The sequence below is a fragment of the Humiphilus diazotrophicus genome, assembly GCF_059726315.1.
Genome location: NZ_AP040870.1, coordinates 5,884,037 through 5,909,923 on the forward strand (window position 1 = coordinate 5,884,037; position 25,887 = coordinate 5,909,923).

Sequence of the window (25,887 nt, forward strand, 5' to 3'; positions counted from 1 at the left end):
CTACTTATTTGCTGGTGAGAGCTCCCTGAAGCAGTTTCCCGTTCGTCTGATTATCGTGAGTTGCTAACTTGGTCAACTTGCTCTGATTGGACAGATCGATACCGCGCGTACGCATCAATTCCGCCATGGCCGCTTGCGTATAGGCGTTGGCACGGACAAGCCAGACATCGGCTTCGGCTTCAAGGATCGGAGCGCTTCCTGGCGCAGCTGCGCCGATTTGTTTTCCCATATCGTCTGCTACGGACAATTCCGAGTCGGCCAGAGCATCGATTTCAATCGCCCGCTTCATCGCATCCTGCGCCTGAGCATCTGTCATGTCCGTCATGTTGCGTACATCGGGAGGTGCGGCGTTTTCCGCCATCACTTGGCCATAGACGCTTTGATAAGATCCGGAGAGAGTCCCGACATTGCCTACATTCCGGGAGAGGAGAATCGATTCGAGGCCTTGCGCTTGCGGCAATGTAGCACTCGAAACATTAATACGGGACATGGAGCGGAGTTGGCGGAACTGGTTCTCAAATTGTTGTATCGAGTTGCGAGCCTGATTGATTGCGGCAACCGGATACATAACCTCCTGCTCATATTTGTTGATGTTTTGTTCGGCTTGATTGATGGTCTTAAGTGGAGCGGCAACATAGGAACTTAGCAAAGACTGGATTTTGGCCAGCCCAGCAAGAATCTCACCCAGGCCAAAGCCAAACTGACCATTCGCATGTCGTGGAAGCAGCAACAGAACTGCGATGACCACGGCACCACCTTTCAGAAAGGCCGGCCTCGTATTGAATCCGGATTCCTGTAGCCTGTCCAAACTCATTGACGTCGTTGCCGGATCGACCTTTGTGGAGGCGCCCAGGTGCAACAGACGGCGCCAAACGAGTGGTTGTTTGAGCTTCCTTGTTTTCTTTGTCTCCTGCATCGTTACCTCCTGGTCAGCGCTCCTGTGAGGATGTTGTTCATTACTCCTATTGCGGACGCACGCCGTTTGAGTAGCGCATTATCGTGCGCAATCCGGCCTGCCTCCTGACGTAATTCCGCCGCCAGCATCTTCTGAATGAGAGCCTGGCAGCGGAGATTGGCAATCTGCGCTTGTGCGGTCAGATATGGATTCGATCCCGGAGTGCTGACTGCGACCTGGCTCTCGAGTTGATTGGCGGTCTCAAGAATCAGATCTCCGTTCTGATCCGCAATGACGGTGGTTTTGAAATTCTCCTGACCGAGGGCATCGTCGATGTCCATCATGACGCGGTCTTCCGGCGAGGCAATATTCACTGCGGGAACCGCACCGTAGTTGCCGATGTAGCTTATCCCTAACGCAGGAATCTGCGCCGCTTGACGGCTGTGCAGGATCTGCTCGAACTGCTTTGGACTGTTGAGTACCGCGCTTCTGTAAGGAGTGTAGAAGACATTTGAGATATACCTGCGGTAACCGTTGATCGTATTTACAACAAAACCTCGGGCCTGATTGATGAGCGCAAGCGGCCATACCGCTTCTCTATAGAGTTGTTGCGTCGCTTGAGTCGTTCGGTTAATCGAGGATAGGGATGCGCCAATATCCTTCTGTATCGTTCCGAAGATTTCACTGAAGATGCCAAAGAGCCCTGCATGGGCCTCGGTAGGCATAGCCAGCACCACACCGGCAGCAAGGGCGGCGATAAGCAATCGCTGTTTCCAGGTGCGCTTAGGTTCTTGCGCTTTATCGAAGGGGATATTGCTGTCGAGTTCTAAGGCTTCGTTTGTACCGGACATCATGCTGCCACCTCCTCTAAATCGAGAACAGCTCCGGAACGTTCTTCAGGCAAGAGATCGTAATCGGCCAGACCGTGGGGAAACTTTTCTGCAAGCAAGCCGTAGGCCTCCGGTTGGGACATGTTTGCATGTCGCGCCAGCCACCACTTTCGGTAAGTCTTCTCACGTTTGTATGTCGTCGATATCCAGTATTCGACCGGGGTTGGGACAACGCGAAGGATGTGGGTAGACTCGGCTTTCTGCCCGATGGCAATCAAGAACTCCGAACTTACTCCTTTCTTTGGATCGGAGAACCTTCGGATTTGGTTGATGGCCGTGTCGTTCAGGTAAAGGTGTTTTTGCAGAATGCTTAGGTCGCCGTTCTGCATGCCGACAATCTTGGTGTTCGCATTTGTAACAATACCGGCACCATACGGGTTCGGCTCTTCGCCTCTGCCGACATAATCGACAATCCCCTGGCTGAGGGCAAATACACTGTTGTCGCGCTTTCTCCCCGTACGGAAGAGTTGCTCGGCGAGACTGCCTAACACCGGTATTTGGAGCATTCTCCAGATCTCGTCGAGGACCGACAGTCCGGCTCTTCCCGGAATACCCGATGTACGCTCGGTAGCCGTATGAGCAATGAGAATGCTCATCGCTGCTTCCAGGCGTGGATCTTCTTTGAGCGCTTCTATGTTGAAGTAGAGCCAGGAAGTATCCAGTGGTACCGTGGTCGGGCGGTCGAAGAGCTTAGCATAGGGTCCATCGAGCACCCATGGCCGCAGTTTCATCGCCGCCATACGAGCCATGTCCTGGATCTTCTGATTCCTGTCCCGGTCCTGCCAGTGAGCTAGCTGCGCATAGAGATCGTTAAACAGAGGAATCGGATCCGAGGTCCTCGCGCTGCAGCGTTTGTAGGTAGCGCGGATGGCATCGAGCAGCAGGCTGTCGAGAAGATCTATGTCCAAATCCGGGGCTGGATTCTCACCCAGCATGTAGCGCGTGAGCTGCTTGATGAAAGCGAGTTTCCTGTTATCCGGTGTGGATGTCCGATGGGGCAAGTCCCAGGCATTCAAGGTTTGATTGCAGTCCAGAGAGACTGCGATCATTTCCGATCCCATGACCGATACCAGAGCCTCGTAGGAATCTCCGCATTCCAAAATGGTGACCAGAGGATTCGCGCGTGCACTCTGCAGCAAGATCTGTTCCATCAGCACCGTCTTGCCGGAACCCGTTCCGCCCATAATGAGCGCATTTGCATTCGAGAATTCAGAAGAAAAAACGGAAAAGGGGATGAGCTGCCGGAATGGGGTTTCGAAGATCATCAGTGGGCTCTTTGGCGTTCCGGACCATGGCATCTCGACGGGAAGCAGATCTGCAGCATTTGGACTGAGCATGTCGTGCTCTCGCTTGTCTATCTCTCCCATGCCCGGCAGCGTTCCGATCCATATGCGCCTCTTCGCCAAGGTCTCGACAACCGCTTTCGCGCCATTCATATGGCTGAACGCGTTCAATACCTTTTGAGTCCGGTTAGCCAATTCCTGTTCCTGGCGTTCCAATTGGGTGAAGGTATCGGCGGAGGAGGAAGTACGGATTACTACCGAAAGACTGAGCCTTGCCGTCTTGAGGGACGAAGATATGAGATCGGCCTGAACTTGTTCCAGCTGTTTTTGTGCTTCTCTCGCTTCCGGATTCGACTTGTAATTGCCATCGGCATCTTTTTGTGCGGCAATCATCTTCTTGAGTCTGGATTTGTAGCTCTTGAGAACCTTACGCTGATCCGGGATATAAGCTTGTCCGCAGATCACCAGCGGCAAACCGAGGGAGCGCAAGCGGTCGAGCATTCCCGGCAGGGTGCCGTCGGGCAGCTCTTTAAGGCTGACGACAGAGTAGAGATACCCGTCAAGATTGAGGTACGTCTCTGTCTCATCGAGAATGCTGACCTCTGCCACTTGATCGCGGGCACTGCGGTATTCGATGAGGTCTTCTCCGGGAATATAGGCTTTCTGGCTCCGTCTTGTCGGATGTTGTGCGAACTTCAGAGAGTCGAAGAGTTCCTGTGTCTTGAGACGCTGAGGACCGAGCCGGGCCTGTTCTAGAGATGTGACGACGCCATGAAGAAGTGACTCGAATTCCCCGAGATAAGTTTCGTGTTCTTTCTTGCTTCGTGCGATGCACTTCTTTTCACTTAAGGAGAAGCCGCCTAGCTTGCGATTCTGACTGGCAGAGTGATGAATCTTTGCGTGAATCCTCGGATCCCAAATGAAATAGGCTTCCAGCTGATTGTCCAAATAGGAACCAGCTGCTTCCTTTTCTTTCCATATCGAAATCCGTTCTTCGTCGAGCGCCAATAGTAAAGGATCTTCTGTACGCTGCTCTTCGACATATCGCTCCAGCAGGTCTCCGATGTTCTCACACACTTCAAAGCGGAATTGAACACGCATGCTTTCGTCGGGAATCGAACGAAGCAATGCCTCCAATTCAGCTTTCTCGTTATTGCGATCCTCATCTGTTGCAAAATAGGAAAGAAAACCTCGTAGATTGAAACCCGCAACGAAGGCTCCGCTGCTCCTCACCATCACGTTGTCCAGGACATCTCGTAGTGGCAGCAGTTCGCAGAAGGCAGGCGACTTCAGTTTCCGTTCGTGTTCGGCATAAGTTATAGGCATTAGCTACTCCCTACCAGGCCGGCGATCTCGGATTCGATATCCAGGCGTTCTTCGAGATAGATTGCCAAGGCTCGGATCTTCTCGTTGAAGCGTCCAGCGAAAATGACACTCACCACCACTATGGTGGCGGCCTCCTGATCGAGAAGGAGTTCAACGCTTTGGTCCGGATTCTTGGAAATGGTTGCGTACATGCTCACTCCTCCTTGACTAAATATGGTTTGGTAAATTTGGCATCCCGTTCCAAACAGCACCATTTCTTGGGAGTAATAAGCGAGTGCAATAAATCGGTCAAATAGCCACGAGGTTTGCCGTACTTAAAAAGAATGAGACACGGAACCGCCAGGAGCGGAACGACGAACTCCATGAAGATGTTTAATGGAAGGCCGAGGACATGGGAGTCGTTTCCCGCAAAACGCGCAAGAAGATTCATGACAGCGGCAATGGCCAGGACCAGGATGAGGTCTTCAAACTCAAGCCCCATGAACGTAACTTTTGTATGCAGATTCCGGTGCACAGGGGTGATGTTCAGACTCATAGGTGCTGTTCCTCTTTTTCAGATTCCGTGCGCTTGTGAAGCCATCGACTCGGCGAAACGCAGGAGGCCCGATATCATCAGGGCTGCGATGGCAGAGATGAACTTACGAATCCAGACCGTGCCTGGATAGATTTGGTCCAGCACTCCGCCGAAATGCAAAGCCATCGCTCCGAGCTGGGTGAGTGCATAGACGGGAAGAATCACATTCGAGGTCCAATTAACGAGGCTCAATAGACTGAGCCAAAACGCGTCGGCTCTTGTAGCTCCTGCATTTTGAACAAACCCTTCGAGCGCTCGAATTATCCCCGAGCAGGTCAGCGCCGCAAAGCCCCCGTACATATACTGTTCATGAGTAGCACCCTTGCTGTAGCGAAAAACAGCGGCGGAAAAGAAACTACCTGCAAGCGTCGGCATAATCGTGTTACCCGCCCACGATGCCAAATTCGCGATACCGCCATCGAAGCTCATGTCGGAATTCCTTTATGCCCCTGCTGCCATGGAGCGGAAGAGTGCTAACAATCCGGTTACGGTAAAAAATCCGATTGCGCAAAGGACATAACGGACAAAGGGCCGATGCCGGACATAGCAGATGACTGCGCCTATCGAAGCGAGTGCTGCTGCCGCAGGCAGTATGCTGCCGACAATGTAATTCCAGAGTTGCGTCAGCATATTTGTCAGGTCCATCGGGTCGCCCGTTTTCCAGCTCTGAAAGAGCTGCATTGTGGTGGATAAAGACATCAGAAACATGGCGCAAATAATCGATGGGAGAGGATTCTCTCCGGCCGCCGCGTCCAGTGTGGCTTTGAGGACAAAATAGGCAGCGATAACCGGCACCAGTTTCCCCACCAATACTTGACTGACAAAGTTCGTAAAGATTGTTTCCATGCTGGAGAGCCAGCTTGTTCCGATGGCTCCGTTGCCTTGAGGGACATTGATGCCTTGCGCCGCAATCCACTGCATGCCTTGTGGCAGTGTCAGCAGAAGCATAGTAATAAAGATCCATTTCGCTGTACGTCCACTGACATGAAAGTTGGTTCCGCCCTCCTGCCTGAGGCTAAGTCCGGCAAGAGTAAGGGTGCAGAATGCTCCTGGAACAGCTAGATCGAACAGTAACTGCAGCAGATCCAGAAGGAATTGCGGCACCGGCATGTTGTCCGTTCTCCTTGGGTTAAATGCCTTGGGCTTGTGAGATGAAGCCTTCGGCCATACGTCCGAGACCGGAAATTACCATGAGGGCAATTCCGGTGGCGCCCCAGCCCATATAACCGCGGCCACTCTTAAAGTGCCAACCCGCGATTCCGAGGCATGCGAGTGCGATGACCGGGGCAATAACGTTGCAACCCCAGTTGACGATGTTGAGAATGGTTCCTTCCGGTGTGGTTGCCTGTTGTCCGAGCACCGCCTTGTTGAATTGCGGTGTAGTTCCAAGGTTTTGTGCGCTCACCGCTATGGGGGCGGCGAGATTCCCGATTACGAGCACGGCCAAAGCAACAATCAGTCCGATACGGGACCAATCGGGCAGCTTTGGCCGGTTCATGGAAATGGTTTTGCCGGCGTGTCCAGAGGAGCTTCGCCAGGTGGTTGTTGCAGTCGACATCAGTGATTGTCTCCGGGACGCGGTTGCTCTGGGCATCCGTGTCGCAGTCAGAACATAGTTTGGTTGCGAAATTCGCTCAAATGACCAGTAATGACTTAAGTGGAACTTTTCTGGACGGTGAACCACACAACTGTTTTGGAATCATCGGAAAGCGTGGAGCCTTCTGCGTCTAGGCCGTGAGCTGTGGAGTTTATTTATATGTCTCAAGCTATAGCGGATTGAACCATGCTTAGGGATTTTGAGAATCTGGGAAATGGACGATAAACCAGGGACGTCTCTTTGGTAGTTGTGTATTGGGGCAGGGCGACGCTTCGGGCCAAAGAGATTAGAGAAATCCTAGCAGTACAGCACTTGCAGGCAGCAGGTATACCGGGACCTTCAATATCCGAACATCGGAAACGGGAGTCCGGACCATCAATATCTCAAGATCGGAAACGGGAGTCGGTGTCTTCAATATCTCAGCGTTGGAAATGGGAGTCCGGGCCCTCAATATCTCAAGATCGGAAACGGGAGTCGGTGTCTTCAATATCTCAGCGTTGGAAATGGGAGTCCGGGCCCTCAATATCTCAAGATCGAAAACGGGAGTCGGTGTCTTCAATATCTCAGCGTTGGAAACGGGAGTCCGGACCCTCAATATCTCAACATTGGAAATGAGAGTCGGTGTCTTCAATATCTCAGCGTCGGAAACGAGAGTCCGGACCTTCAATATCTCAACATCGGAAACGGGAGTCGGAGTCTTGAATATCTCAGCATTGGAAACGGGAGACAGGACCTTCAATGCCCAAATCGCAACGTGGGGAACAAGGGCGGTTATCCATAGCGGGGAAGTGATTTTAGGTCAGGGAAACTGGAGAAGTTCAAGTAAATGAGTTTTGGCCGCCTGCAGGAATTCTTTGATCTTGGCGCAGCAGTTTTCGATCGGATTGAAATCGGGCGAGCGGTGCGACAGGTAGAGCACCTGAGCTCCAGCTTGCCGTATAGGGCTCTGTATCTGGCATGCTTGTGTGCTAGGAGGCTATTCCTGACGCCATCTACCCGAGGATTTGGAATTGTTTGCTTCTAGACTGGTAATGCTTTTAATTGACACGGTGAACCTGGTTTGTATTGTCTGTCTGCTGGCGCTTCGTGAAAACGATGAAGATCTTACTGTCGGCGGGAACACTAACGATCCAGCGGCTGTTGGCGGCCATACTCATAATTTGCGTATCGCCTGCCTGTCCAATATTTCCCGCAATTCTTTCTCTGAGCATATCCTCTTCGGACAAGGCTCCACTATTGTTATTGCCGACCAACATAGCGGCTACTGATCCGATTCCTGCGCCGGCACGAACTAGAAAGTTTCTCCCAGTGTTCTTGCCCGAGACACTGCCGCGGATGGGTCCTAGATCAAGCGAGGTGCCTATCGCGTCGATCTTGAAATGACGGCCTCCCATCTCCAGGTCGCTGAATCGGATGTCGACATAGCCGGATTTGTCTGCTTGTACTAAGGTTCCGTAGACATGCGTTCCCGCGGGAATAAGTACGTGATCACCAATCGAGTAGGTATACTCAACTACTGCATCGACGGGCGTGGCGACCACGCTCAATACCTGGGTCTCCAGTTTCGCCTGGATGCGTGTGCCTACCGGCAATTCCAGAGTATCCTGATCTGAATCGGCATGAGCGGCAGATAAAGATAGAGAAGAAGGCTGGCCGGTCTGGTTCCGAACGAAGATAAGGGAAGCTTCTTTCAGGCTGTTTTGCTCTTGTTGGCTGGGAACACTATTCGCAGGCTCCGAACCATATGGCTTCGGTTCTTCCCATTTTTGTTGTGTGCTCTCGAATGCCGGCACCTCGCGAAGGGATTCAGACGCTTTCGTGGGGGATGCTTTGTCGTTCAGTAGAGAACCAGATGCACGCGGATGTTTCATTCGAGCAATATCACTGAGAGTGACTTTGCCACCGTCTTTATCGTTCACCTCCGGGTGAACTGTATCCATCAGGGGGGTGACACTGCCTTGCGGCTGATCCGACTGACCTCTATCTTTTGTGCTTGCGTGCGCTGATTTGGATGGTGGCTGTATCTTTTTCGTGGGTTTGTTCCCGAACAGGACCGTAAAGACAAAGAAGAGCACCGCCACCAGGAGTCCTCCTCCTAAAAGGAGAAGCTTGCTTTTATCGAGTCCTTGAGCCGTAAGTTTCGCGGATCGAGTGGCATTATCTTTCTGTTCGATTTCCGCTGTGGGCGGAATCCGCTGGGAAGCTACTTCGGTTCCCAGATTTCCAGAAGAGGGTTCTTCTTCAGGGACTTCTACATTAATAGGTACTTTGCTGTTATGGCCATTTCCGTTGCTGTCGAGCATATGCTTCTCTCCTATCTTTTTGTGGTTACAGGTGGAGTGAACGGAAGCTGAATCAAGATAGGCAAATCGACCTGATCAGCTTGAGCGAATTGCAGATAAAGCTTTTCATTCGATTCTTTGAAATTCGGGCGGTCGAAGATTACAACCCCGTCCGCTCTTGCGCCTGACTCCAGTCTCGTAGAACTCAACCGACAGTCTCGGACCTCGAGCTGTTGGGAAGTCAACTTGTGTTTGTTCTTTCCCTTCTTTGCCTTCGCTCCAGATATTTGAACTTGTGGAGGTGTGATCTCAACGGGATGGTCAGAGGGATTCCACAGGGAGTAAGACACGACCATCTGATTGTTCCATTGCCGAATATCTCCGATCGCAGTCTTGATCTGTTGCCCTTGCCAAGTTTGCCAGTTGGGCGCATTAATGTGTGTTTGCAAAGCTAGCTCTTCATCTGCAAACGACAGCTGGGGCGGCTCATTGGTTTTAGATCTAGGCTCTCTTACATGAGATTTGGCATCTGGGGAAGGATGTGCAATTGGGGTCGAAGCACCAACAAGGAAACTTGGAGACGAGCGGTATTCGATTAAGAAGTCCACCGGATCGGCAGAGGAAGCGTCGTTCCCGTCGCTGATGAGCTGGAGAGTAACATGCGCACCGGATTTAGTGGCAATCAAAAGATTCGACTGCGCTGCCGCTTTTGTAATGGGCTTAACGTAAACATATTCAGGTTCCGCCTCGCTATGCTCTGCCTTGAAGTTTCCCGGGCTCCCTAGTACGACGGAAGTTATTTCCTCCGGCATGTGAATCGTCGATTCAAATTCAGGATGCAGATGCAGAGGCGTAATTTCGCCAGGACGGATGGCAATTCGTGCAACACGTCCGGAAACGAGATCCGATGAGTGAAGATTCGCAGTACTGAGCAACAACACCATTGAGAATGCGTACCACTGTTTCATTGAGATCCTCCTACGCGATGGATTGTCGGCTTGATTGCGTGTGATCTGCGAATACGTGTTGCATAACATCTCCGTACTTGGCGGACATATTCGACCACCTCTGGATTCCGATAATCCAAATGCTTCTTGCTAACCCACTGTTCTCCGGAGTTATACGCAGCGGCAACCAATCGCAGGTCCCCGCGGAACTGCCACATGAGAGCCGTAATATAGCGGGTCGCAGCAGCAACGTTCTGTTCTGGATCGAATGGTTTGAATGCTCCAAAGCGTTTCGCAGTGGCAGGCATGAGTTGACCAAGCCCCATGGCTCCTTGGGAGGAAACGGCATGGGGATTCCAGTCCGACTCTACGTCGATAAGCGCAGATACAAACTCTGGAGATATGTGGTAATAAGTGGCATAGCGAGCTACGTATTCCTCATAAGGATAATGAGAGCGAGATTTGCAGATTTGAGCCGTTATCCCTTGAGGGAGAATGCATAGTAAGAACACAAAGAAGATCTTCAAGAGGCAACTTCCTCCTCTATTGCTTGTGCGTATTTCTTGGCATCGCCAAGAAGGCTTGCGAAATTTCCACGTAGTTGCAGTATTTGTCGATCGCCCTGCGTCTTTGCCAGAAAAGGTAACAGCGCGTCTATATGCTCCGGCGTTACCTCCTGTGCATCGAGTAGCTGCAGGGCCTTGGCAAAGTGGATCATCTCCGAGATGGAGGGAGGTTTTTCCAGGGAATAGTTACGAAACGCCAGCGCAATACCCGCCATCAATCGATGGAAGGACTCATCAGCTTCTGGGGTGCGTGCAGCAATGATTTCCGCTTCGCGTTCCGGAGTAGGATGCTCAATACGAAGGTAGAGGCAGCGGCGGCGTAACGCATCTCCGAGAGATCTTTTCTGATTCGAGGTCAGCACAGTGAAGGGAATCGACTGGGCTTTAATTGTGCCAAATTCCGGGACAGACAATTGCCAGGCGGAGAGAATCTCAAGAAGCGTAGCTTCGAAGTCTTCGTCTACCTTATCGATTTCATCAATGAGCAATACACAAGGTTTATCCGATTCGATCGCACGCATCAAGGAACCAGGCCGGAAGAAATCCCTGCCCCGAAGCTTCTGCAGCATAGAGGACCAATCATTGAACTGCTCTCTGAAGAAATCGATAAACATTCTTTGCAATGAATCATCGAATCTTCCGATTGCTTTCTCCTCCGACATGCCTTCGTAGCACTGCAGTCGTTCGACGTGAGTTCCGGCTGCTTCCGCCACAGAAATAGCCAGTTGGGTCTTGCCGCTTCCGGCAGGTCCTTCCAGCAGCAGAGGCAAATTAAGCGAATCGGCCAGGAAGACATCTTTCGTCAAGGTTGGATCAAGGAAGTATCCGGTCCGTTCCAGCTTTCCTTCCAGATCCTCAAGGCTTGAAAACATTGGCATAGCAGCAGGGCTCCTTCTATGCAGCCCAAAGGATGGGGCTTTATACAAAATGGGTCAAATGAAGCCCGGGACGATTACTCTTGGCGGGGAAATTCTCGCAGCGTCTTTCGAATGGCACGAATTCCCTAATGTGCCATTTCGTAGCCGAACGATCCAAATCGTTGATAGCACTGAGAGATGAAGACATGTGCTGTGCTATCGAGGAGTTCGTCGTGACTTAGGCGACATATTCAGGTAGTCGTCGACTAGCAGCTCTACTTCCTTCTGAAAGTCGGCTAGGTTACGCAGTGGCATATCAGTTTGACCTTGAAAATGTTATTGGGCCTTTGTCGACTTCCGTGCCAAAGAGCATCATCTGCGCAGTAAGTTCGGTTTGGCCGACGAGTGTATTTTGTTCGAATTTTCCATAAAAGCTGAAATGGACAGTGGCAAATCCCTGATTGCTTTGTCCCTCGAGTGCCAGTTGGCCAGACGAATTGATTGTTGCGGCCACTAGAGGAACGTGGATCGCCGGATTTCCGTTGATGACTAGCATCGCATCACCTTTTACAGTGTTTGCCTGCTGCGACATCACTAGCGAAATGTCAGCATTGGTAGATCCGTTTCGATTGTTTGGTAGTGTTGCCTTGCCCTGCCATCTCCCGCTGAAGTTTGGTGCAGATGGACGGCATCCGTACAGCAGTGTGATGAGAACGATGGTGATGATTAGGGATTTAGTCTTTTGATGATTCATATCGGAGGTTCTGAGTCTGTTTTGGAGGGGCTGTTCAGTCAAGTTGCCGTATGATGCATTTGATGTTTCTGCAGATGAAGCAAGAAAAGCCTTCTCTGATCTGGCGAATGCTCCCTAGGTTCCTGGAGTCACGGCCAAATTATCTGGAGATCACGGCAATTCTGGGTGTTGCCTTTGCTGTGCGTTTGCTGAGCATCGACAAGCTGTGGGCAAGATTCTCAATAGGCGTTGTATCGGTGGCTTTGATAGTAACCGTCTATCTTTTGGCATGCCTTGGCCAGGGGCAGCTTTTTCGTTATGTCGGCTGGGTTGCGCCGCGGCGATGGATTCATTGGATTTACGGAGTGATGGCAGGAGTATTAGGGGGAGGCTTTGCCGTTCTTTTTGCCTATCTGACTGATACGAATTTGGGTCGTGCGCCAGAATCGACTTTGGCGTTTGGGTTGACCATAGGGCCAGTATTAGAAGAGGTTTTATTTCGAGGCCTTGTTTTTTTCGCAGTAACAATTACTGTATCTTCGGTACGGGCTTTGTCAGGAATTCGGGTATTTCTGGCCATCCTTATATCCACTTTCTTATTTGCTGTAAGTCATCGGTGGAGCGGGAATTTCCGCGAAGTGGTTTTTACATTGATGGGCATCCTCTATGGAGTTGTGCGATGGCGTTCGAGATCGACAGCCGTCACAACCTTGATGCATCAGAGCTACAATCTCGTAGTGTCCTTGGCTATGACACTATTCCCCTTTGGCTGAACGAAATGCGCTTGGTTCCAACCTGTTCCCTTGGGTTGAGTTCTATGGAGTGATCGTTTGGCGCATTGCGCTCCAGGGAGATTCCGCAGGATGTATTCCGTAGCGTGAAAGACTTGAGCTCAGATATCAACACCTAATCGATCTTTGATCGGACCTAGTAACGCCCGAATTGCTCCAGCCTGTTTTTTGACCGAGTTTGAAACTTCACTTACAACCAATTCAATGTGCTCGGAGCGGTCCGTTTCTATGGACTCGAAGAGCTGAATTCGCATTAACTCCACCCGAGGTGAAAAGATGCAGCTTTTGCGTGACAGTTTCAGATTGGAGGAACATGGACAATCTCATTCGTTCTAACCCTCCCGTTCCAATCCTCTCGCACCCAAGAGCAGGGACCGAGCCTCTCAACATTGAGGAGCGTTTATATACCGCGCAGGAAGTGGCCTCACGTTTAGGCGTGTCCGAGCGATGGATCCGCGATCACGCTACCCGCCGCAATCCACGTATCAGCGCCATCAAGCTTGGCCCTCTGCTACGGTTCCGCTGGACCGATGTGCAGTCTTTTGTTGCAGAACTTGCCATCCACAATTCTTCCAAACACCGCTAAACCATGGTTCAATAGGTCTGTTCTCACGGCCAAGGGCGGTGCCAGAAATGGAGAACTGCAAGTGGGAATGAAATATCAGAAAGGCCGTGTTTACCTGAATGGTAAGCGGGTAAAAGTATGGTATGGGCAGTATCTTGTTTATCTCAAAGATCAAAATGGAAAGGAGGTGCGCCGGCAGCGCAATATTCGTATCTGTCCGAAGTCCGAGGCTCCCAAATGGAAAGCCGAGCAAATGCTTCAGGAGATCATCCGGAAGGAAACCCAGGATTCAGTATCCACGGCAACTCTTCCTCCTGATGATTCAGTGACATTTCGGTGGTTTGTGAAGGAGCGATACATCCCGATGCGTGAAGGCGGTTGGAGTCCGGCTTACAGGAAAACGAACACCGACCATCTGGAGCGTTATTTGATTTCGCATTTTGGGGATTTGCCGTTACGAAATCTCAGCACATTTGAAATCCAGGTGTGGCTGAACAGATTAGCGGCAAAGGGATATTCGGAGTCCGTCGTTCGTAAGTGTTTTTCCAACATGCGGGCAGTTACGCATTTGGCCAGGAAACAGAAGTTTCTGGCCGAGGACCCGGCTGAAGATGTGACGATGCCGCTAACCGATCCGAGCGAAAAGCCTGTTATGACCCGGGAGCATATCCTCGCGTTGTTAGCAGCGATTGAAGATCTGCAGGATCTCTGCCTGATGTATATCGGCATCTTCTGCGGCCCTCGCGCCAGCGAAGCGATGGGTTTGCAGTGGAAGTCCTGGACAGGAGAGGCGCTGATGCTGCACGGAACGGCTTATGAAGGGCAGTTCTATAAGGGGCGTCTCAAATCGAAGGCCAGTAAGGCTCCCATCTCGGTTCCGGAATTGGTCAGGCCCGTAATCGAGGCTTGGAAGAGATTTTGTAAAGACTCTTCCCCCGAGGCTCTGATGTTTCCGACTTTTGGGAGAGGAAAGCGAAAGGGAATGGCCGTGCCACGAGATGCGAAAAACTTCCTGCGTTGCCGGATTCGCCCTGTTGCCCGGAAATTAGGAATTTCCGATCGGCTAGTGACCTTCCAGGTTATGCGGAGAACGCTGGGAACGGACCTGCAGCATCACGGTACGCTCAAGGACGCACAGGGCGCGTTGCGGCATGCCAGCATTCGAACTACCGGTGACGTGTACATGCAGCCTTTGGACGAGAGCGTGGTGCGGGCAGTGGGTTCACGAACCGCAGCGGTGCTTGGCAACTGGAAGGCGCCCGTTGAGAAACTGAGGTTGAAGGGACGTAACATCCGAACCGCTTCCATGGAAGAGTAAGGTCCAAATTGCAATTTGACGAAGTTTGACGAAGTTCAGAAAGGAGATATGTAGAAGTGATTGAAAAATTTGGCTCCTCAGGTAGGACTCGAACCTACAACCCTTCGGTTAACAGCCGAATGCTCTGCCATTGAGCTACTGAGGAGTGTCGTCGTAATGACTTGTCTTTGTTAGATATATCAAAACCGTGAGGTCTCGTCAAAGGGCTGACCTCAATTTTTTCGATGCCCTTCTTTCTGCTCCATTTTGGACCTGTTTGGGTTCAAATTGGCATCTTTATTTATCACGACCGGGCAGAGTCGATCTGAGCCAGTGGCTATAGGTATTTGAAAAAGAAGAAGAAGTTTCATGTTTCCGTCTTACATTCTGGACGGGCTGCAGCAGATCTGGAGTCTCCAAGGAAGCGGCGAATTACACAGCTAGAAGGTCTCCTTAAAAGAGGAGTACAGCTACTCGGTAGGAGGTGAAACCTTCCTTGGGACTTGCACCTTTACAGGAACCTACAGATGCCGAGCGGTAGTGGCCAGAAGAAATCCTCTTTTGTAGCACATCAGGTAGACGTCCAAGGTCAGAGCCTTCCCAGCGCATGATGAATCCTGGAGATGTTTCTCCAGCGACTCCGGAGTCCATTGCGCATGTCTGGCGTGCTGCTTGTTTTTGCCCGGCTGCAATTATGAGACCTCGTTGTGTCAGCAATGTGGAAACCCGCTGTTCTACTTCTGCGGTGGAAAGTGACTCGACTCTGGTTGCAAAATCTTCTGTGGCGTAGACGTACCCGTTTGTCCGAACGACGGAGATTCCTACTGCCGTCAGTTGCGGATCTAGAATGTTGGCCCGATGTGGCGGAGATTTCATCCACTGCGTCTGTAGTGCGGGAGCTGAAGGTCCCATAGCGACGTTTTCGGCGATTTTGCGGAAGTGTGCTCCATTGCTTCCGGCTCTGAGAGCTAATTCCGGTTCTCCGGGGAATTGGTGCGAGAGAGATCTACGTCCTGCCATCATTTGGGTGTGTTGTGCTGCTGCTTGAGCAAGTGATGCGTCCCAGGTAAGTGGTGGAAGGTTGTTCTCGGTTCGGGCTTGGTTCGTGAGATGAAAGAGCTGGTAGGCAGCCTGAATCTCGTCCTGGTTCTCCGGTTGGGCCCCTCCCTGCGTGGTGGCCAGAGCAAAAGCCACAGCCACCAGCGCATTTCTCGCACAAATGCACATTGAAGCTAGGCGTCTCCCGATCTTCATTTTCCTTGCTCTCTCCCTGTTCTTGTTCACATTCACTTCAACCCGTACCGAAGCGAGAGTACTCGCGATATTCTTGTTTCCAGGAGTATTTTGAGCATTGTCGATTGCCGGAACTATTCGTCACCAACCGTTGGCTGTTGTAGGAATGACGCTGCTCGTTATCTTTGTGTTCTGTGCGATTTTTGCTCCCTATCTGGCTCCGGCGGATCCGGCTGCTCTCGACCTCGGTGCCCGGCTGTTGCCGCCGTCGCACGCCCACTGGTTTGGAACAGATGAATTGGGGCGGGACATCCTCTCGCGTACCATCTACGGCGCACGGCTGTCTCTACTCGTAGCTGTCAGCGTGGTGAGTTGTTCTCTTTTCCTGGGATTGATCTTCGGAGGTCTTGCCGGTTATTACGGTGGGGTTGCCGATACGATTTTGAACGTATTCCTGATGAATGCCTTTCTTGCCTTGCCGGGAATCCTGCTTGCAATTGCCTTTGTCGCTTTTCTGGGGCCGGGGCTGATCAACTTGATTCTGGCACTTTCGATAGGTGGATGGGTCGGATACGCTCGTCTCGTTCGGGCACAGGTCCTGAGTGTCAAAGAGAAAGAATATGTCGAAGCTGCCCGGGCCCTCGGAGCCAGCGATTTGCGCATTTTTATCCGGCATATCCTTCCCAATATTTTGCAGCCGGTGATCGTGCAGTCTGCAATCGGCATGGCTGGAGCCGTTCTGGCCGAGGCCACTCTGAGTTTTCTTGGGCTGGGAATTCCGCCACCTTCAGCAAGTTGGGGATCGATGCTCAATGATGCTCGTTCTCATCTCTTTGATTCGCCCCATTTGGTTGTGTTTCCGGCCATTGCCGTGATGCTTTGTGTGCTAGCTTTCAACTTCCTCGGGGACGCTCTGAGGGACTATCTTGATCCACGAACCCGTTTGAGCATAGGCCTCTAGACATGAGAATTGGCGTAGTCTCAGATACGCATGGACTGTTACGGCCGGAAGCTATTACTGCGCTCCAGGGCTGTCAGCATATCTTGCATGCTGGTGATGTGGGTGATCCTGCGGTCCTGGAGAAGTTGAAGGAGATTGCACCTGTTACTGCAATTCGAGGGAATATCGATGAGCGGGGAGCGTGCCGCAATCTTCCCGCTACCGACATCGTGGAGCTGGAAGGCAGACTGTTCTACCTTATTCACGATGTCAATGCTCTCGATCTGGATCCCGCTGCTGCCGGTTTTGCGGCTGTTATTTGTGGCCATTCGCATAAGGCGCAGATTAAGTGGAATAAGAATGTGCTTTATTTCAATCCCGGAAGCTGCGGGCCTCGAAGGTTTACTCTTCCTATCTCGTTAGGCTTTCTTATCGTGACGGAGAACGAGATCAAGCCCGACATTCTTGACTTGCATTTGTGATGATTGACCCTACCCTCTTCAATTATCGGTTTTGATTATTTCGTTTACTGGATGCGTAGACGTGATAAAACATCTCTAACAGAATGTTACTTGCGAATAGAGCGAGAGCATTTCCCGCATAGCTATAAGTTCGCCAGCGATAGGGAAGTGTAGCTTTTATAGCTTGGTTTACCTCTTTGCGGGAAATTTCTGGCGCTTGCTATCCTCCCCTTGAGTGCAAGCTGGTGGCATGTTTTGTAAGGCCTCTGCGGATTTACTCTTTCAGTAACTGTTGACTGAGAGAATATTGGCAAATCTAAAGAGGGATTCGAGTACTGTCGATACAATATCTTTCCCCCGATGTTTGTTGTACCCTAACGGGTCTGGATGCAGCCGTTTTAGAGTATTTCCTGTAATAGGTAGAGACTTGCCGAGGACAGCGAGGACCTGCTTTCTTTCTATCCCCGCAAACCAAATGACAGGTTTGTCCGGGGCTCAGGCTTGGCGGAAAGCTGCGTAAGCTTTTGTGCTTCGGTTGATCTCTTTGCGGGACGTACTCTAGCAGACAGATCAAGATATCGAGTATGAGGTGAGATACCGTCTCGAAGTGATCAAGCCTTTGCTGACTTTCTCAAACAGACGCGGGAAGATCTCGCGCAAACGGAGCCTTAGCCGCTTGGGTTTGCTTTGTGGCCAAGGGATTCTTTCCGTTTGTCTGTTGCTGCCTCTTTTCCTTTCGCTTCATTCCTCCGCGCAGCGCTTTACTTTTCGGCAGTATGGTTCGCCTGAAGGCTTATCGAGCTTAAGTGTTCTTAGCCTTCTGCAAGATCACGTCGGATATTTGTGGGTAGGGACTGAAAATGGACTATTCCGTTATGACGGCAATGCCTTCCAAGCTTTTCGGCACGAAGAAGGACTACCTAATAATGAAATCTTGACTCTTGCAGAAGCTCCGGATGGAATTCTGTGGGTGGGTACCCCCACTGGGTTGGCGCGCAGTGTGGCCAAGGGATTCAGGTCCATTGATCTGGGGAAACAAGGGGCCGTTAGTTCTATAGCCTTCGACAAGCGTGGGCGGATGTACTTGTCGCATTCCACCGGGGTTCTTCGTGGAGAACTGGATGGCGCGGGTTCCTATCGGTTCAGCAGTGTTGTGCCAGGTGAGGTCGACTGCCTATTTGTGCAAGGCGAGGATGTCTGGTTCAGCAAAGGCGGCGATGTCTGGCGGTTAAAAGCAGATCGCATGGGTCGAATAGGATCGCCGGCAGGTTTACCTTCCGATAAATGGACTGCGATCATCACGGATTCTTCCGGGAATTTATGGGTTCGTAGTTCCTCCCGGCTGTATAGGCTTCCTACCGGACAAAGCCGTTTTGTCAACGAATCGGAAGGTCTCCCGCATGCCCCACAATCACATCTCTTTGCGGACCGCCATGGACGTCTTTTTGTTTCGAGTGACTCAGGCTTGGTGATTTATGAGGGGGCGAAGCGAATGCGGATTGATTCCATCCACGGGCTTCCCAGCGATGCTGTCGGTCCGATTCTGGTTGATCGAGATGAATCTCTCTGGATGGGGATGTATGGTGGTGGGTTGGTCCGCCGTTTGGGACATGGTGAGTGGCTGTCCTGGCGCAGAGAAGACGGGCTGCTCCATAACACCATTTGGGCGGTAAACACCGATGATGCGGGACGAGTCTGGTTGGGCAACAGCCAGGGATTGAATCTCCTTGGCCGTGATGGCAGGATCGAACGCTCGTGGACAGGGCGTAATGGCCTTCCGGGGGACCGGGTTCTCGCTATTGTGAAAGGCCCTGGAGGGGACATTTGGGCGGGGACAGACCCTGCCGGGCTCGCTCGCTTTAATAAAGATGGGGTCCTAATCGAGACATTTGGCCCTAAGTCCGGATTGGCACTGGATCGAATCGTTGCAATTGCAATCGATCGCGAACAACGAATTTGGGTAGCTGGTGGCGGCCATTGCTTTAGGAGCACGGGTGCTATTGGTGGAAAAGCCCGATTAGTCTTTGATCCGGTTCCGTTTCCCGATGGACAGTTACATCCACCCTATCGTTACCTATTTCGCGATAGCGAGGGAAATATCTGGCTGGCCTCAGCCGGTGGGTTGGGAAGATTTGATGGCAGCGAGTGGAAGATCTTTACGCATAAAGATGGACTTGAGGAGGGACCAATTGCACTAGTGGCGCAAGGTGAAGGTGCAATCTGGGTTTCCTATCGGGATGCGCGTGGCATAACCCGTTTACGACTTGAAGGTGACAAGGTTCAGACTACGCACTTCGGCACCAGAAATGGGCTCTCGTCCGATCAGGTGAATGGAATTGCCTTTGACGCTTCGGCCCAGATTTGGGTGGCGACCGATAACGGAGTCGATCGTTTTCGCGATGGACGCTGGCGTCACTACGGGATGGAAGATGGACTCATCTGGGACGATACGGATATACGTGCTCTCCATATCGATGCGAAGAACAATGTTTGGATCGGAACTTCTAATGGGCTGTCCCGCTATTCTCCTCTTTCGTATTCTTTGCCGAATCTGCCTCCCACCGTGGTACTGACCTCAATTGCAGGAGAACTGCGTGAGTGGCAGCCTGGAGAGCGGCCAAGCTTATCGTATTTGCATCGTTCTTTGGCTGTTCGTTTTACCAGTCTCAATTATGCATATGAGAATCGCACCAGGTTCCATTATCGTCTTAGAGGCCATGACCAATCCTGGAAGGAAGCGTCCGGCCGCAGTGTCAATTTCGCCAGCCTTCCAGCGGGCCAGTATCTTCTTGAGATTATTGCCATCGCTCCTGATGGACTAACGAGCCCGCAACCAACGCTGTTGGCATTCTCTATCAAACAACCCTGGTGGGAGACATGGTGGTTCCTTACTGCCTGCCTGATTCTGATACTTTTCTTCGCCCGTTTTGTATGGCGTGTTCGTGTAAGTAGACTCCTCGCGCAAAAGGAGCAGCTGGAAAAACAGATTGCGGAACGTACAGCTGAGCTGCGAGAGAGTCATCGCTTGCTGGAAGAGATTGCCTATATCGATATTCTTACCTCTCTACCCAACCGACGCATGTTTACTGAGGAGTTCCATAAACGAATAACGCGGGTACAGAATATGGGCGGGAATTTGGCGTTGTTGCTTGTTGATCTGGATCGTTTTAAGCAGATCAATGACAGCCTTGGGCATTCTGCCGGCGATGCCGTATTAAACGAAGCGGCAAATCGGCTGCGCGCAGCAGTGAGCGATTCCGATTGTGTGGCTCGTGTCGGAGGAGACGAGTTTGGAATTCTTCTGATGACAACGCATGATCTTGGAGTTATCGAGAAACTTTGCCAAGAGATTCTGGATAGCTTTATCGAAGGAATCCAATTCAACGATCTTGTTCTGAAGACGACTCCCAGCATTGGAATAGCGATCTATCCCGATCACGGTGACAGCCAAGAGAGTCTCTATAAATCTGCAGATCTTGCTCTTTACGAGGCAAAGCGTGCTGGACGAAATGGCTTTTGCTGGTATCTCCCGAATTTAGGTAATGGCGCATCCTAAATGCTGTAAACAGGCGTGCAGCTTTCCTGGTTTTGCATAATTCCACACTTAAGCACGAGTTGAGGCTTGGCTCTCTTTGTGAAAGAGAATCTCTTTATTCCCAAATACAGGCAAGCGTTTGTCTCTGGGAAATTGCTTGACAGAAGCAAGGCCAATCGTGCTCAATGTGGGGTGGTTTGTGTAGGGGATATAGAGCTATTTCAGCGTAGCTGGATCCGAAGTCCAGATAACTGGGCAGATTGTTTGTGACGAGCACCTCGCCATATCTAGAGGCGGATAATGCCCCGCTGTAATTTCTTCAACAACTCCCGTTGATACGGAAGGAAGGTGCGATTGCCATTTGTATCTCTGTAAAGCAGAATATGTCACTCGGCAGTTCACCGGAATCCTTAGCAGCGAGAAGAGGTGCTTAAGGAAGAAGGACATGAGAAATTTTGCACTTGCCGTGATTATCCTGCTTGCGCTTCCCGTCGCTTGGGGCGCTTCGTATTACCCATCCCGACTTGAAGATCCTCAGGCAGTGTATCTCACGACCGACAAGTTTCCTGTCCATGCTGATGGCAAGGCCGATGATACTGGGGCTATTCAGGCGGCGATAGATCAGGTGGAATCAGCGCACGGCGAGGGGATCGTCTTTATCCCTCAAGGCAGATATCGCATTACGCGAACAATCTACGTATGGCCAGGAGTCCGGATCATCGGATATGGAGCCAAGCGCCCGATTTTTTTGTTAGGCGACCATACTCCCGGATATCAGAAAGATCTAGGATATATGTTTTTCTTTGCTGGCGGCAGACCCGGAAGCAAGCATGCGCGGTGGTATGGCGGGAATAACAATCGTCCTCCTACGCCGGGAACCGTGCCTCCTGATCATCTGGTACCCGATGCGAATCCCGGCACCTTCTATTCGGCAATGAGCAATGTGGATTTCGAAATCAGTGAGGGGAATCCGGCTGCCGTTGCGATTCGCTTTCATGTGGCACAGCATTGCTACCTTGCTCATATCGATTTTCACATCGGTTCAGGACTGGCAGCGCTTAAGGATATTGGCAACGAAGCGGAAGATCTTCACTTCTATGAGGGCGACTACGGAATCATTACAGGCAAGCCTTCTCCCGGTTGGCAATTTACCTTGCTGGATTCAACCTTTGAACGGCAGCGAAAGGCAGCTATTCAGGAGCATGAAGCGGCCCTGACGTTAGTTCACGGTCTTTTTCGCGATCTTCCTGAGGCCATTTCCATTGATCCTGGCTATTCAGAAGAGCTCTGGGTACAGAACACTCGGTTTGAAAACATAAGCGGGCCTGCTATTACCGTCAGCAATGAGAAGAATCCCAGAACAGAGATCAATCTCGAGAACATAGCCTGTCACAATGTCAAAACCTTTGTCATGCTTCGCGAAAGTGGACGGAGATTTTCTGGACCGGCTGAGAACTATGAGGTCAAGAGTTTTTCTCATGGGCTAGCGTTGAGCTCCCAGGGTTCTGGAGACGAAGTTCGAACCAACTTTGACGCGGCTGCGGTTGCGGAGCTGTCTTCGTTGGGAAAGAACATCATCTCTTCACTACCTCCAACTGACATGTGGATAAACCTTCGCTCTTTGGGGGCCAAAGGAGATGGGGTAACTGATGATACTCAGGCAATCAAAAAGGCGATTGCCGAACATCAGGTGTTGTACATTCCGACTGGACGTTATGTAGTGAGTGACACTATTACTCTCCGCCCGGACACGGTCCTCATAGGATTGCATCCCAGCACCACACAATTTGATTTATCTGAAGATGCAAAGGGATTCCAAGGCCCCGGAGCGCCCCATCCCGTGTTCGAAACACCGAAGGAGGGGCACAACATTGTGACAGGAATTGGGATATCCACGGGAGGGACAAATAGTCGGGCTGTCGGTATGCGGTGGATGGCCGGAGCCGATGCACTCATGATCGATGTTCGTTTCCTGGGTGGACATGGTACAAACGCGGCTGATGGTAGTCGGATCAATCCCTATAACAATACTCACACTGCGGATCCCGATCCTCGCAAACGATGGGATGGTCAATATCCAAGCCTCTGGATTACGAACGGAGGAGGAGGGACCTTCGCCGATATCTGGACTCCAAGCACCTTTGCGCAGGCAGGACTCTACATCTCGAATACCTCGACACCTGGCCGTGTCTACGAATTATCCAGCGAGCATCATGTTCGTACCGAGGTGAAGCTTGATCGTGTTAAGAATTGGGAGCTTCTGGCTCTGCAGACGGAAGAGGAGCGCGGCGAGAGTGCTTTTGCCATTCCTCTTGAGATATCTCGGTCTGAAAACATCACGATTGCAAATTATCACGGCTATCGTGTGGTGAGCAGCTATCAACCCATTACAACTGCCGTGAAGGTCTCTGAATCTCGTGGAATTCGTTTTCGTAATGTGAAGGTCGATAGCGATAGTAAAGCCTCCTTTGGCAACTCTGTCATCGACACTACAACCCGGAAAGAATATCGTGCGAGGGAGTTTGCTACGCTGGATATCTCCGGCATTCCTGTAACAGCTGAACGCTCTTCTACAGTTGCAGTTCTCGCTCCGGAAGCTAAGTTGGAACAGCTTGCGACCGGGTTTTTTAATATTTCCGGCGCTACGATTGATTCAGAGGGACGGCTATACTTCGTCGATGCACACAAGCAAAGCATCTATCGTTGGTCTCAGGAAACGAAGGAAGCCGTCGTTGTGCAGGACAGTCCACTTGATCCGGTAAATCTTGCCTTCGACAAATCCGGTAATCTCCTGGTGGTTTCTTATGGAGGCGAGGGCGCGGTATTTACCTTCCGCCCAGATTCTCCTGACAACACCGTGGCCCTGCTCAAGCCTGAGGAATCTGTAGCACGCCCCGGAATGACAGCGGTTTTGCCTGCAAATGTGTGGGACAATCGGAATTTGGGCGAGCAGAAGAAGTGGCAATATGTTTCTCCTGATCGCAGCATCTTCCTTCCCGCAGGAGAGGATTTTGTTACGGGGCAGCTTTACTATGGGACCAAAATGTCCGACATCTTGCGTGCTTTCGGCTTGGTGAAAGCCACTCCCGGACATCCGTTCTACATCACTTCAGAGTCGGACGAAAAAACTTATCGAGGAAATGTATCTGAAACCGGATCATTTTCAGATTTCCAGCTGTTTGTGGAGGACGGTGGCGAAAGTGTAGCACAGGACTCGGCTGGAAATGTCTATTTGGCAGCCGGACAGGTCCTTGTCTATGGTCCCGAAGGCCAGCGGATTGGACAAATCGAAATTCCGGAGCGTCCAATCGAGCTGATCTTTGGCGGGGCAGATCGGCACACACTCTACATATTTACGCACAAGTCACTCTATGCCATTCGAATGAAGAATGCAGGCTTGTGATTTTTGATCAGCTCAAGCAAGGGTTACCCTGGTATTAACTCTTGCAAATGCCAAAATCTCTTCCTTGTTTAGTTCTACCCTCCAGAGTGCAGAGAAAGCCGGTGCCGATTTTCATCTACCCGGCTTTCTCGATATAGCTCTTGAGCTCTGGGGCGCAATACTTTTGTTTTGATATCACCAAACAAGAGTTGTGATGGAGTCGGAAGGCAAACTTACCGAGAAGGATCTCTCGGCGACTCCACATTGAACCTGCTGTTCTCTTCCGCGATTTGTGAGAACCAATACCCGGCTACCATCCGGATTTTCGGCTGCAACATGGTCAACGTCGGGAAGTTCTCCAGAAGATGCAAAAATATGTGCCCCTCTCTGTATCATTTTTGAGTAATGCACAAAAGCCCGATATTGCCCACTGTACGTGAGCTCGTTGGTTTTGGAATTTAACGTTACGACTCCTCCGCAAGGGAATGGTCCGATATTCGGCTTCCCTTTTTCATCCAAAACCAGATTCCAGCTCACAATGCATCTGGCCCAGTTACGGAGAATTCCTGTGAAGGTACTCGACCAAGTGGTCCAATCTGTTGTGTAATCTGGTTGCGTATAGTCTGGACCTCCTTCAGTCCAGTAGGTGTTTTTTGCCGGGAACATTTCATGCACTCGTGTCATTGCGGACGGCGAACCCATATACCCGTGCCATGCCACCCCATCTACATATCGGTAGACATCGGGATCGCTCAGTTCGTCGGCAGCGCGTCCCCACAGGTTGTAGTTGTGGTCGAGTATCCAGATTTTTGTATCGATAGATTCTTTTTGTAACGCCGGACCTAAATGTAACTTTACAAAATCGATTTCATACTCTTGGCCCCAAAGAGCCTGGGGCATGCGCCCATCCTGATCGGTATCCACTTCGTTTTGCACCGTAACAGCCTGAATTTTTACCCCTGCGTCTGCATATGCCTTGAGAAACTTTACAAAGTACTGAGCGTAGGGTGCAAAATAGCGTTTGCGCATGGAGCCTCCAAACAGCGAGCCTCCGGTTTTCATCCAGCCAGGAGGGCTCCACGGAGAGGAGAAGTAGAACAACTCGGGGTTCACTTGTCTGGCCGCCTGCAGTACCGGCAGGATGTACTTCCTGTCATGATCGATGCTGAAGTGTTCCAGGTTGGGATCGGGCTCTTGTGCTTCGTCATAGCTGTAGGCACTAAGCGAGTAATCGCTGGAGCCGATGGTCGTACGTGCTATGGAAAAACGGAGACCGTCAGGACCAAAGCACTCCTCCAGAAGCGCTTTGCGCTTGTCGGGAGGAAGTTGCTGCAGAAGATAGCAGGATGCATCAGTAAGTGCAGCTCCAAATCCCAGTAATTCCTGATAACGCTTACTTGGATCTAATTGGATGCTAAGTGGCATAGATAGAGAAGCTTGCCGCCATGTTGGTGGCTCGATCGTCTGCCAGAATTCTCGTCCGGCAGTACGCCAGGCACGTATCGGTCCTGTCGTCGATGCTGCTAGCGGACGTGAAGCGACGGAACATGCTGCTAAAACCGCAAGTTCCAGAAAGTTGCGACGGTTAATTGGGCCCATGATCCTCTCCATCGGTGCGGAAGTCCGCGGCCCGTCCTTTCAGCAAGACAAAAAGCTAGGACAAAGGTTTGTCTAACAAGCTATACAAAAAGAAAACACTTGACAATCATATTCCAGACTTGATTTGATTACCG

23 protein-coding genes and 1 tRNA gene are annotated in these 25,887 nt (G+C 51.2%); 7 read left to right on the top strand and 17 right to left on the bottom strand.

The annotated features are described in order from the left end of the window. Positions 1-4: 4 nt before the first annotated feature. The 14 genes from AC6I7T_RS24145 to AC6I7T_RS24210 all read right to left on the bottom strand — a co-directional run bounded on the left by AC6I7T_RS24145 (position 5) and on the right by AC6I7T_RS24210 (position 11,971). On the bottom strand, positions 5-916 hold the full coding sequence (locus AC6I7T_RS24145) for a hypothetical protein (RefSeq protein WP_497790318.1): 912 nt from the start codon (positions 914-916) through the stop codon (positions 5-7). A 2-nt stretch (positions 917-918) separates the two neighbouring features. Continuing rightward, positions 919-1,749 carry a hypothetical protein gene (locus AC6I7T_RS24150; protein WP_497790319.1) on the bottom strand — a complete coding sequence of 277 codons (831 nt, stop codon included), beginning with the start codon at positions 1,747-1,749 and terminating at the stop codon, positions 919-921. Next, positions 1,746-4,394: a VirB4 family type IV secretion system protein gene (locus AC6I7T_RS24155; protein ID WP_497790320.1), complete on the bottom strand. Its 2,649-nt coding sequence runs from the start codon at positions 4,392-4,394 to the stop codon at positions 1,746-1,748. The genes AC6I7T_RS24150 and AC6I7T_RS24155 overlap by 4 nt, the downstream gene beginning before the upstream one ends. Continuing rightward, positions 4,394-4,585, bottom strand: coding sequence for a hypothetical protein (locus tag AC6I7T_RS24160; protein WP_497790321.1), 192 nt, complete (start codon positions 4,583-4,585; stop codon positions 4,394-4,396). The genes AC6I7T_RS24155 and AC6I7T_RS24160 overlap by 1 nt, the downstream gene beginning before the upstream one ends. Positions 4,586-4,587: 2 nt before the next feature. Then, positions 4,588-4,929, bottom strand: a complete 342-nt coding sequence (locus AC6I7T_RS24165) for a hypothetical protein (protein WP_497790322.1) — start codon at positions 4,927-4,929, stop codon at positions 4,588-4,590. 18 nt (positions 4,930-4,947) lie between these two features. Beyond that, positions 4,948-5,397, bottom strand: coding sequence for a hypothetical protein (locus AC6I7T_RS24170; RefSeq protein ID WP_497790323.1), 450 nt, complete (start codon positions 5,395-5,397; stop codon positions 4,948-4,950). A gap of 12 nt (positions 5,398-5,409) precedes the next feature. Next, positions 5,410-6,078 carry a hypothetical protein gene (locus tag AC6I7T_RS24175; RefSeq protein WP_497790324.1) on the bottom strand — a complete coding sequence of 223 codons (669 nt, stop codon included), beginning with the start codon at positions 6,076-6,078 and terminating at the stop codon, positions 5,410-5,412. Between the two features lie 19 nt (positions 6,079-6,097). After that, a complete protein-coding gene (locus AC6I7T_RS24180; protein WP_497790325.1) occupies positions 6,098-6,526 on the bottom strand; it encodes a hypothetical protein in 429 nt (142 codons plus the stop codon). A gap of 325 nt (positions 6,527-6,851) precedes the next feature. Beyond that, positions 6,852-7,304: a hypothetical protein gene (locus AC6I7T_RS24185; protein ID WP_497790326.1), complete on the bottom strand. Its 453-nt coding sequence runs from the start codon at positions 7,302-7,304 to the stop codon at positions 6,852-6,854. 298 nt (positions 7,305-7,602) lie between these two features. Continuing rightward, complete coding sequence (locus AC6I7T_RS24190) at positions 7,603-8,868, bottom strand: hypothetical protein (RefSeq protein ID WP_497790327.1); 1,266 nt, start codon at positions 8,866-8,868, stop codon at positions 7,603-7,605. A gap of 11 nt (positions 8,869-8,879) precedes the next feature. Then, complete coding sequence (locus tag AC6I7T_RS24195; protein ID WP_497790328.1) at positions 8,880-9,815, bottom strand: hypothetical protein; 936 nt, start codon at positions 9,813-9,815, stop codon at positions 8,880-8,882. After that, the gene (locus tag AC6I7T_RS24200; protein WP_497790329.1) at positions 9,812-10,321 is read right to left on the bottom strand and encodes a lytic transglycosylase domain-containing protein; all 510 of its coding nucleotides are present in this window, start codon (positions 10,319-10,321) and stop codon (positions 9,812-9,814) included. The genes AC6I7T_RS24195 and AC6I7T_RS24200 overlap by 4 nt, the downstream gene beginning before the upstream one ends. After that, positions 10,318-11,238, bottom strand: a complete 921-nt coding sequence (locus AC6I7T_RS24205) for an AAA family ATPase (RefSeq protein WP_497790330.1) — start codon at positions 11,236-11,238, stop codon at positions 10,318-10,320. Before AC6I7T_RS24205 ends, AC6I7T_RS24200 begins: the two co-directional genes overlap by 4 nt. A gap of 295 nt (positions 11,239-11,533) precedes the next feature. After that, a complete protein-coding gene (locus AC6I7T_RS24210; RefSeq protein ID WP_497790331.1) occupies positions 11,534-11,971 on the bottom strand; it encodes a hypothetical protein in 438 nt (145 codons plus the stop codon). Between the two features lie 74 nt (positions 11,972-12,045). Here AC6I7T_RS24210 and AC6I7T_RS24215 point away from each other — a divergent pair, with 74 nt between their 5' ends. The 3 genes from AC6I7T_RS24215 to AC6I7T_RS24225 all read left to right on the top strand — a co-directional run bounded on the left by AC6I7T_RS24215 (position 12,046) and on the right by AC6I7T_RS24225 (position 14,624). Further along, on the top strand, positions 12,046-12,723 hold the full coding sequence (locus tag AC6I7T_RS24215; RefSeq protein WP_497790332.1) for a CPBP family intramembrane glutamic endopeptidase: 678 nt from the start codon (positions 12,046-12,048) through the stop codon (positions 12,721-12,723). A gap of 331 nt (positions 12,724-13,054) precedes the next feature. Beyond that, complete coding sequence (locus tag AC6I7T_RS24220; RefSeq protein ID WP_497790333.1) at positions 13,055-13,327, top strand: helix-turn-helix transcriptional regulator; 273 nt, start codon at positions 13,055-13,057, stop codon at positions 13,325-13,327. A gap of 67 nt (positions 13,328-13,394) precedes the next feature. Continuing rightward, positions 13,395-14,624: a tyrosine-type recombinase/integrase gene (locus AC6I7T_RS24225; protein WP_497790334.1), complete on the top strand. Its 1,230-nt coding sequence runs from the start codon at positions 13,395-13,397 to the stop codon at positions 14,622-14,624. Between the two features lie 70 nt (positions 14,625-14,694). Here AC6I7T_RS24225 and AC6I7T_RS24230 read toward each other — a convergent pair. Both AC6I7T_RS24230 and AC6I7T_RS24235 read right to left on the bottom strand, forming a co-directional pair. Beyond that, positions 14,695-14,769: transfer RNA gene (locus tag AC6I7T_RS24230), tRNA-Asn, on the bottom strand. Between the two features lie 287 nt (positions 14,770-15,056). Further along, positions 15,057-15,857, bottom strand: a complete 801-nt coding sequence (locus tag AC6I7T_RS24235) for a CAP domain-containing protein (protein WP_497790335.1) — start codon at positions 15,855-15,857, stop codon at positions 15,057-15,059. A gap of 97 nt (positions 15,858-15,954) precedes the next feature. Here AC6I7T_RS24235 and AC6I7T_RS24240 point away from each other — a divergent pair, with 97 nt between their 5' ends. The 4 genes from AC6I7T_RS24240 (at position 15,955) to AC6I7T_RS24255 (ending at position 24,175) form a co-directional block, all read left to right on the top strand. Continuing rightward, positions 15,955-16,797 (top strand): ABC transporter permease, encoded by an 843-nt coding sequence (locus AC6I7T_RS24240; protein ID WP_497790336.1) that lies wholly within the window; start codon positions 15,955-15,957, stop codon positions 16,795-16,797. A gap of 2 nt (positions 16,798-16,799) precedes the next feature. After that, positions 16,800-17,258, top strand: a complete 459-nt coding sequence (locus AC6I7T_RS24245; protein ID WP_497790337.1) for a metallophosphoesterase family protein — start codon at positions 16,800-16,802, stop codon at positions 17,256-17,258. Positions 17,259-17,826: 568 nt separating this feature from the next. Next, positions 17,827-20,793: a ligand-binding sensor domain-containing protein gene (locus AC6I7T_RS24250; RefSeq protein ID WP_497790338.1), complete on the top strand. Its 2,967-nt coding sequence runs from the start codon at positions 17,827-17,829 to the stop codon at positions 20,791-20,793. A 424-nt stretch (positions 20,794-21,217) separates the two neighbouring features. Next, on the top strand, positions 21,218-24,175 hold the full coding sequence (locus AC6I7T_RS24255) for a glycosyl hydrolase family 28-related protein (RefSeq protein WP_497790339.1): 2,958 nt from the start codon (positions 21,218-21,220) through the stop codon (positions 24,173-24,175). 174 nt (positions 24,176-24,349) lie between these two features. Here AC6I7T_RS24255 and AC6I7T_RS24260 read toward each other — a convergent pair whose 3' ends face one another. Next, entirely contained in the window at positions 24,350-25,753 is a 1,404-nt protein-coding gene (locus AC6I7T_RS24260; RefSeq protein WP_497790340.1) for a glycoside hydrolase family 30 protein, read from the bottom strand. Between the last annotated feature and the right edge of the window lie 134 nt (positions 25,754-25,887).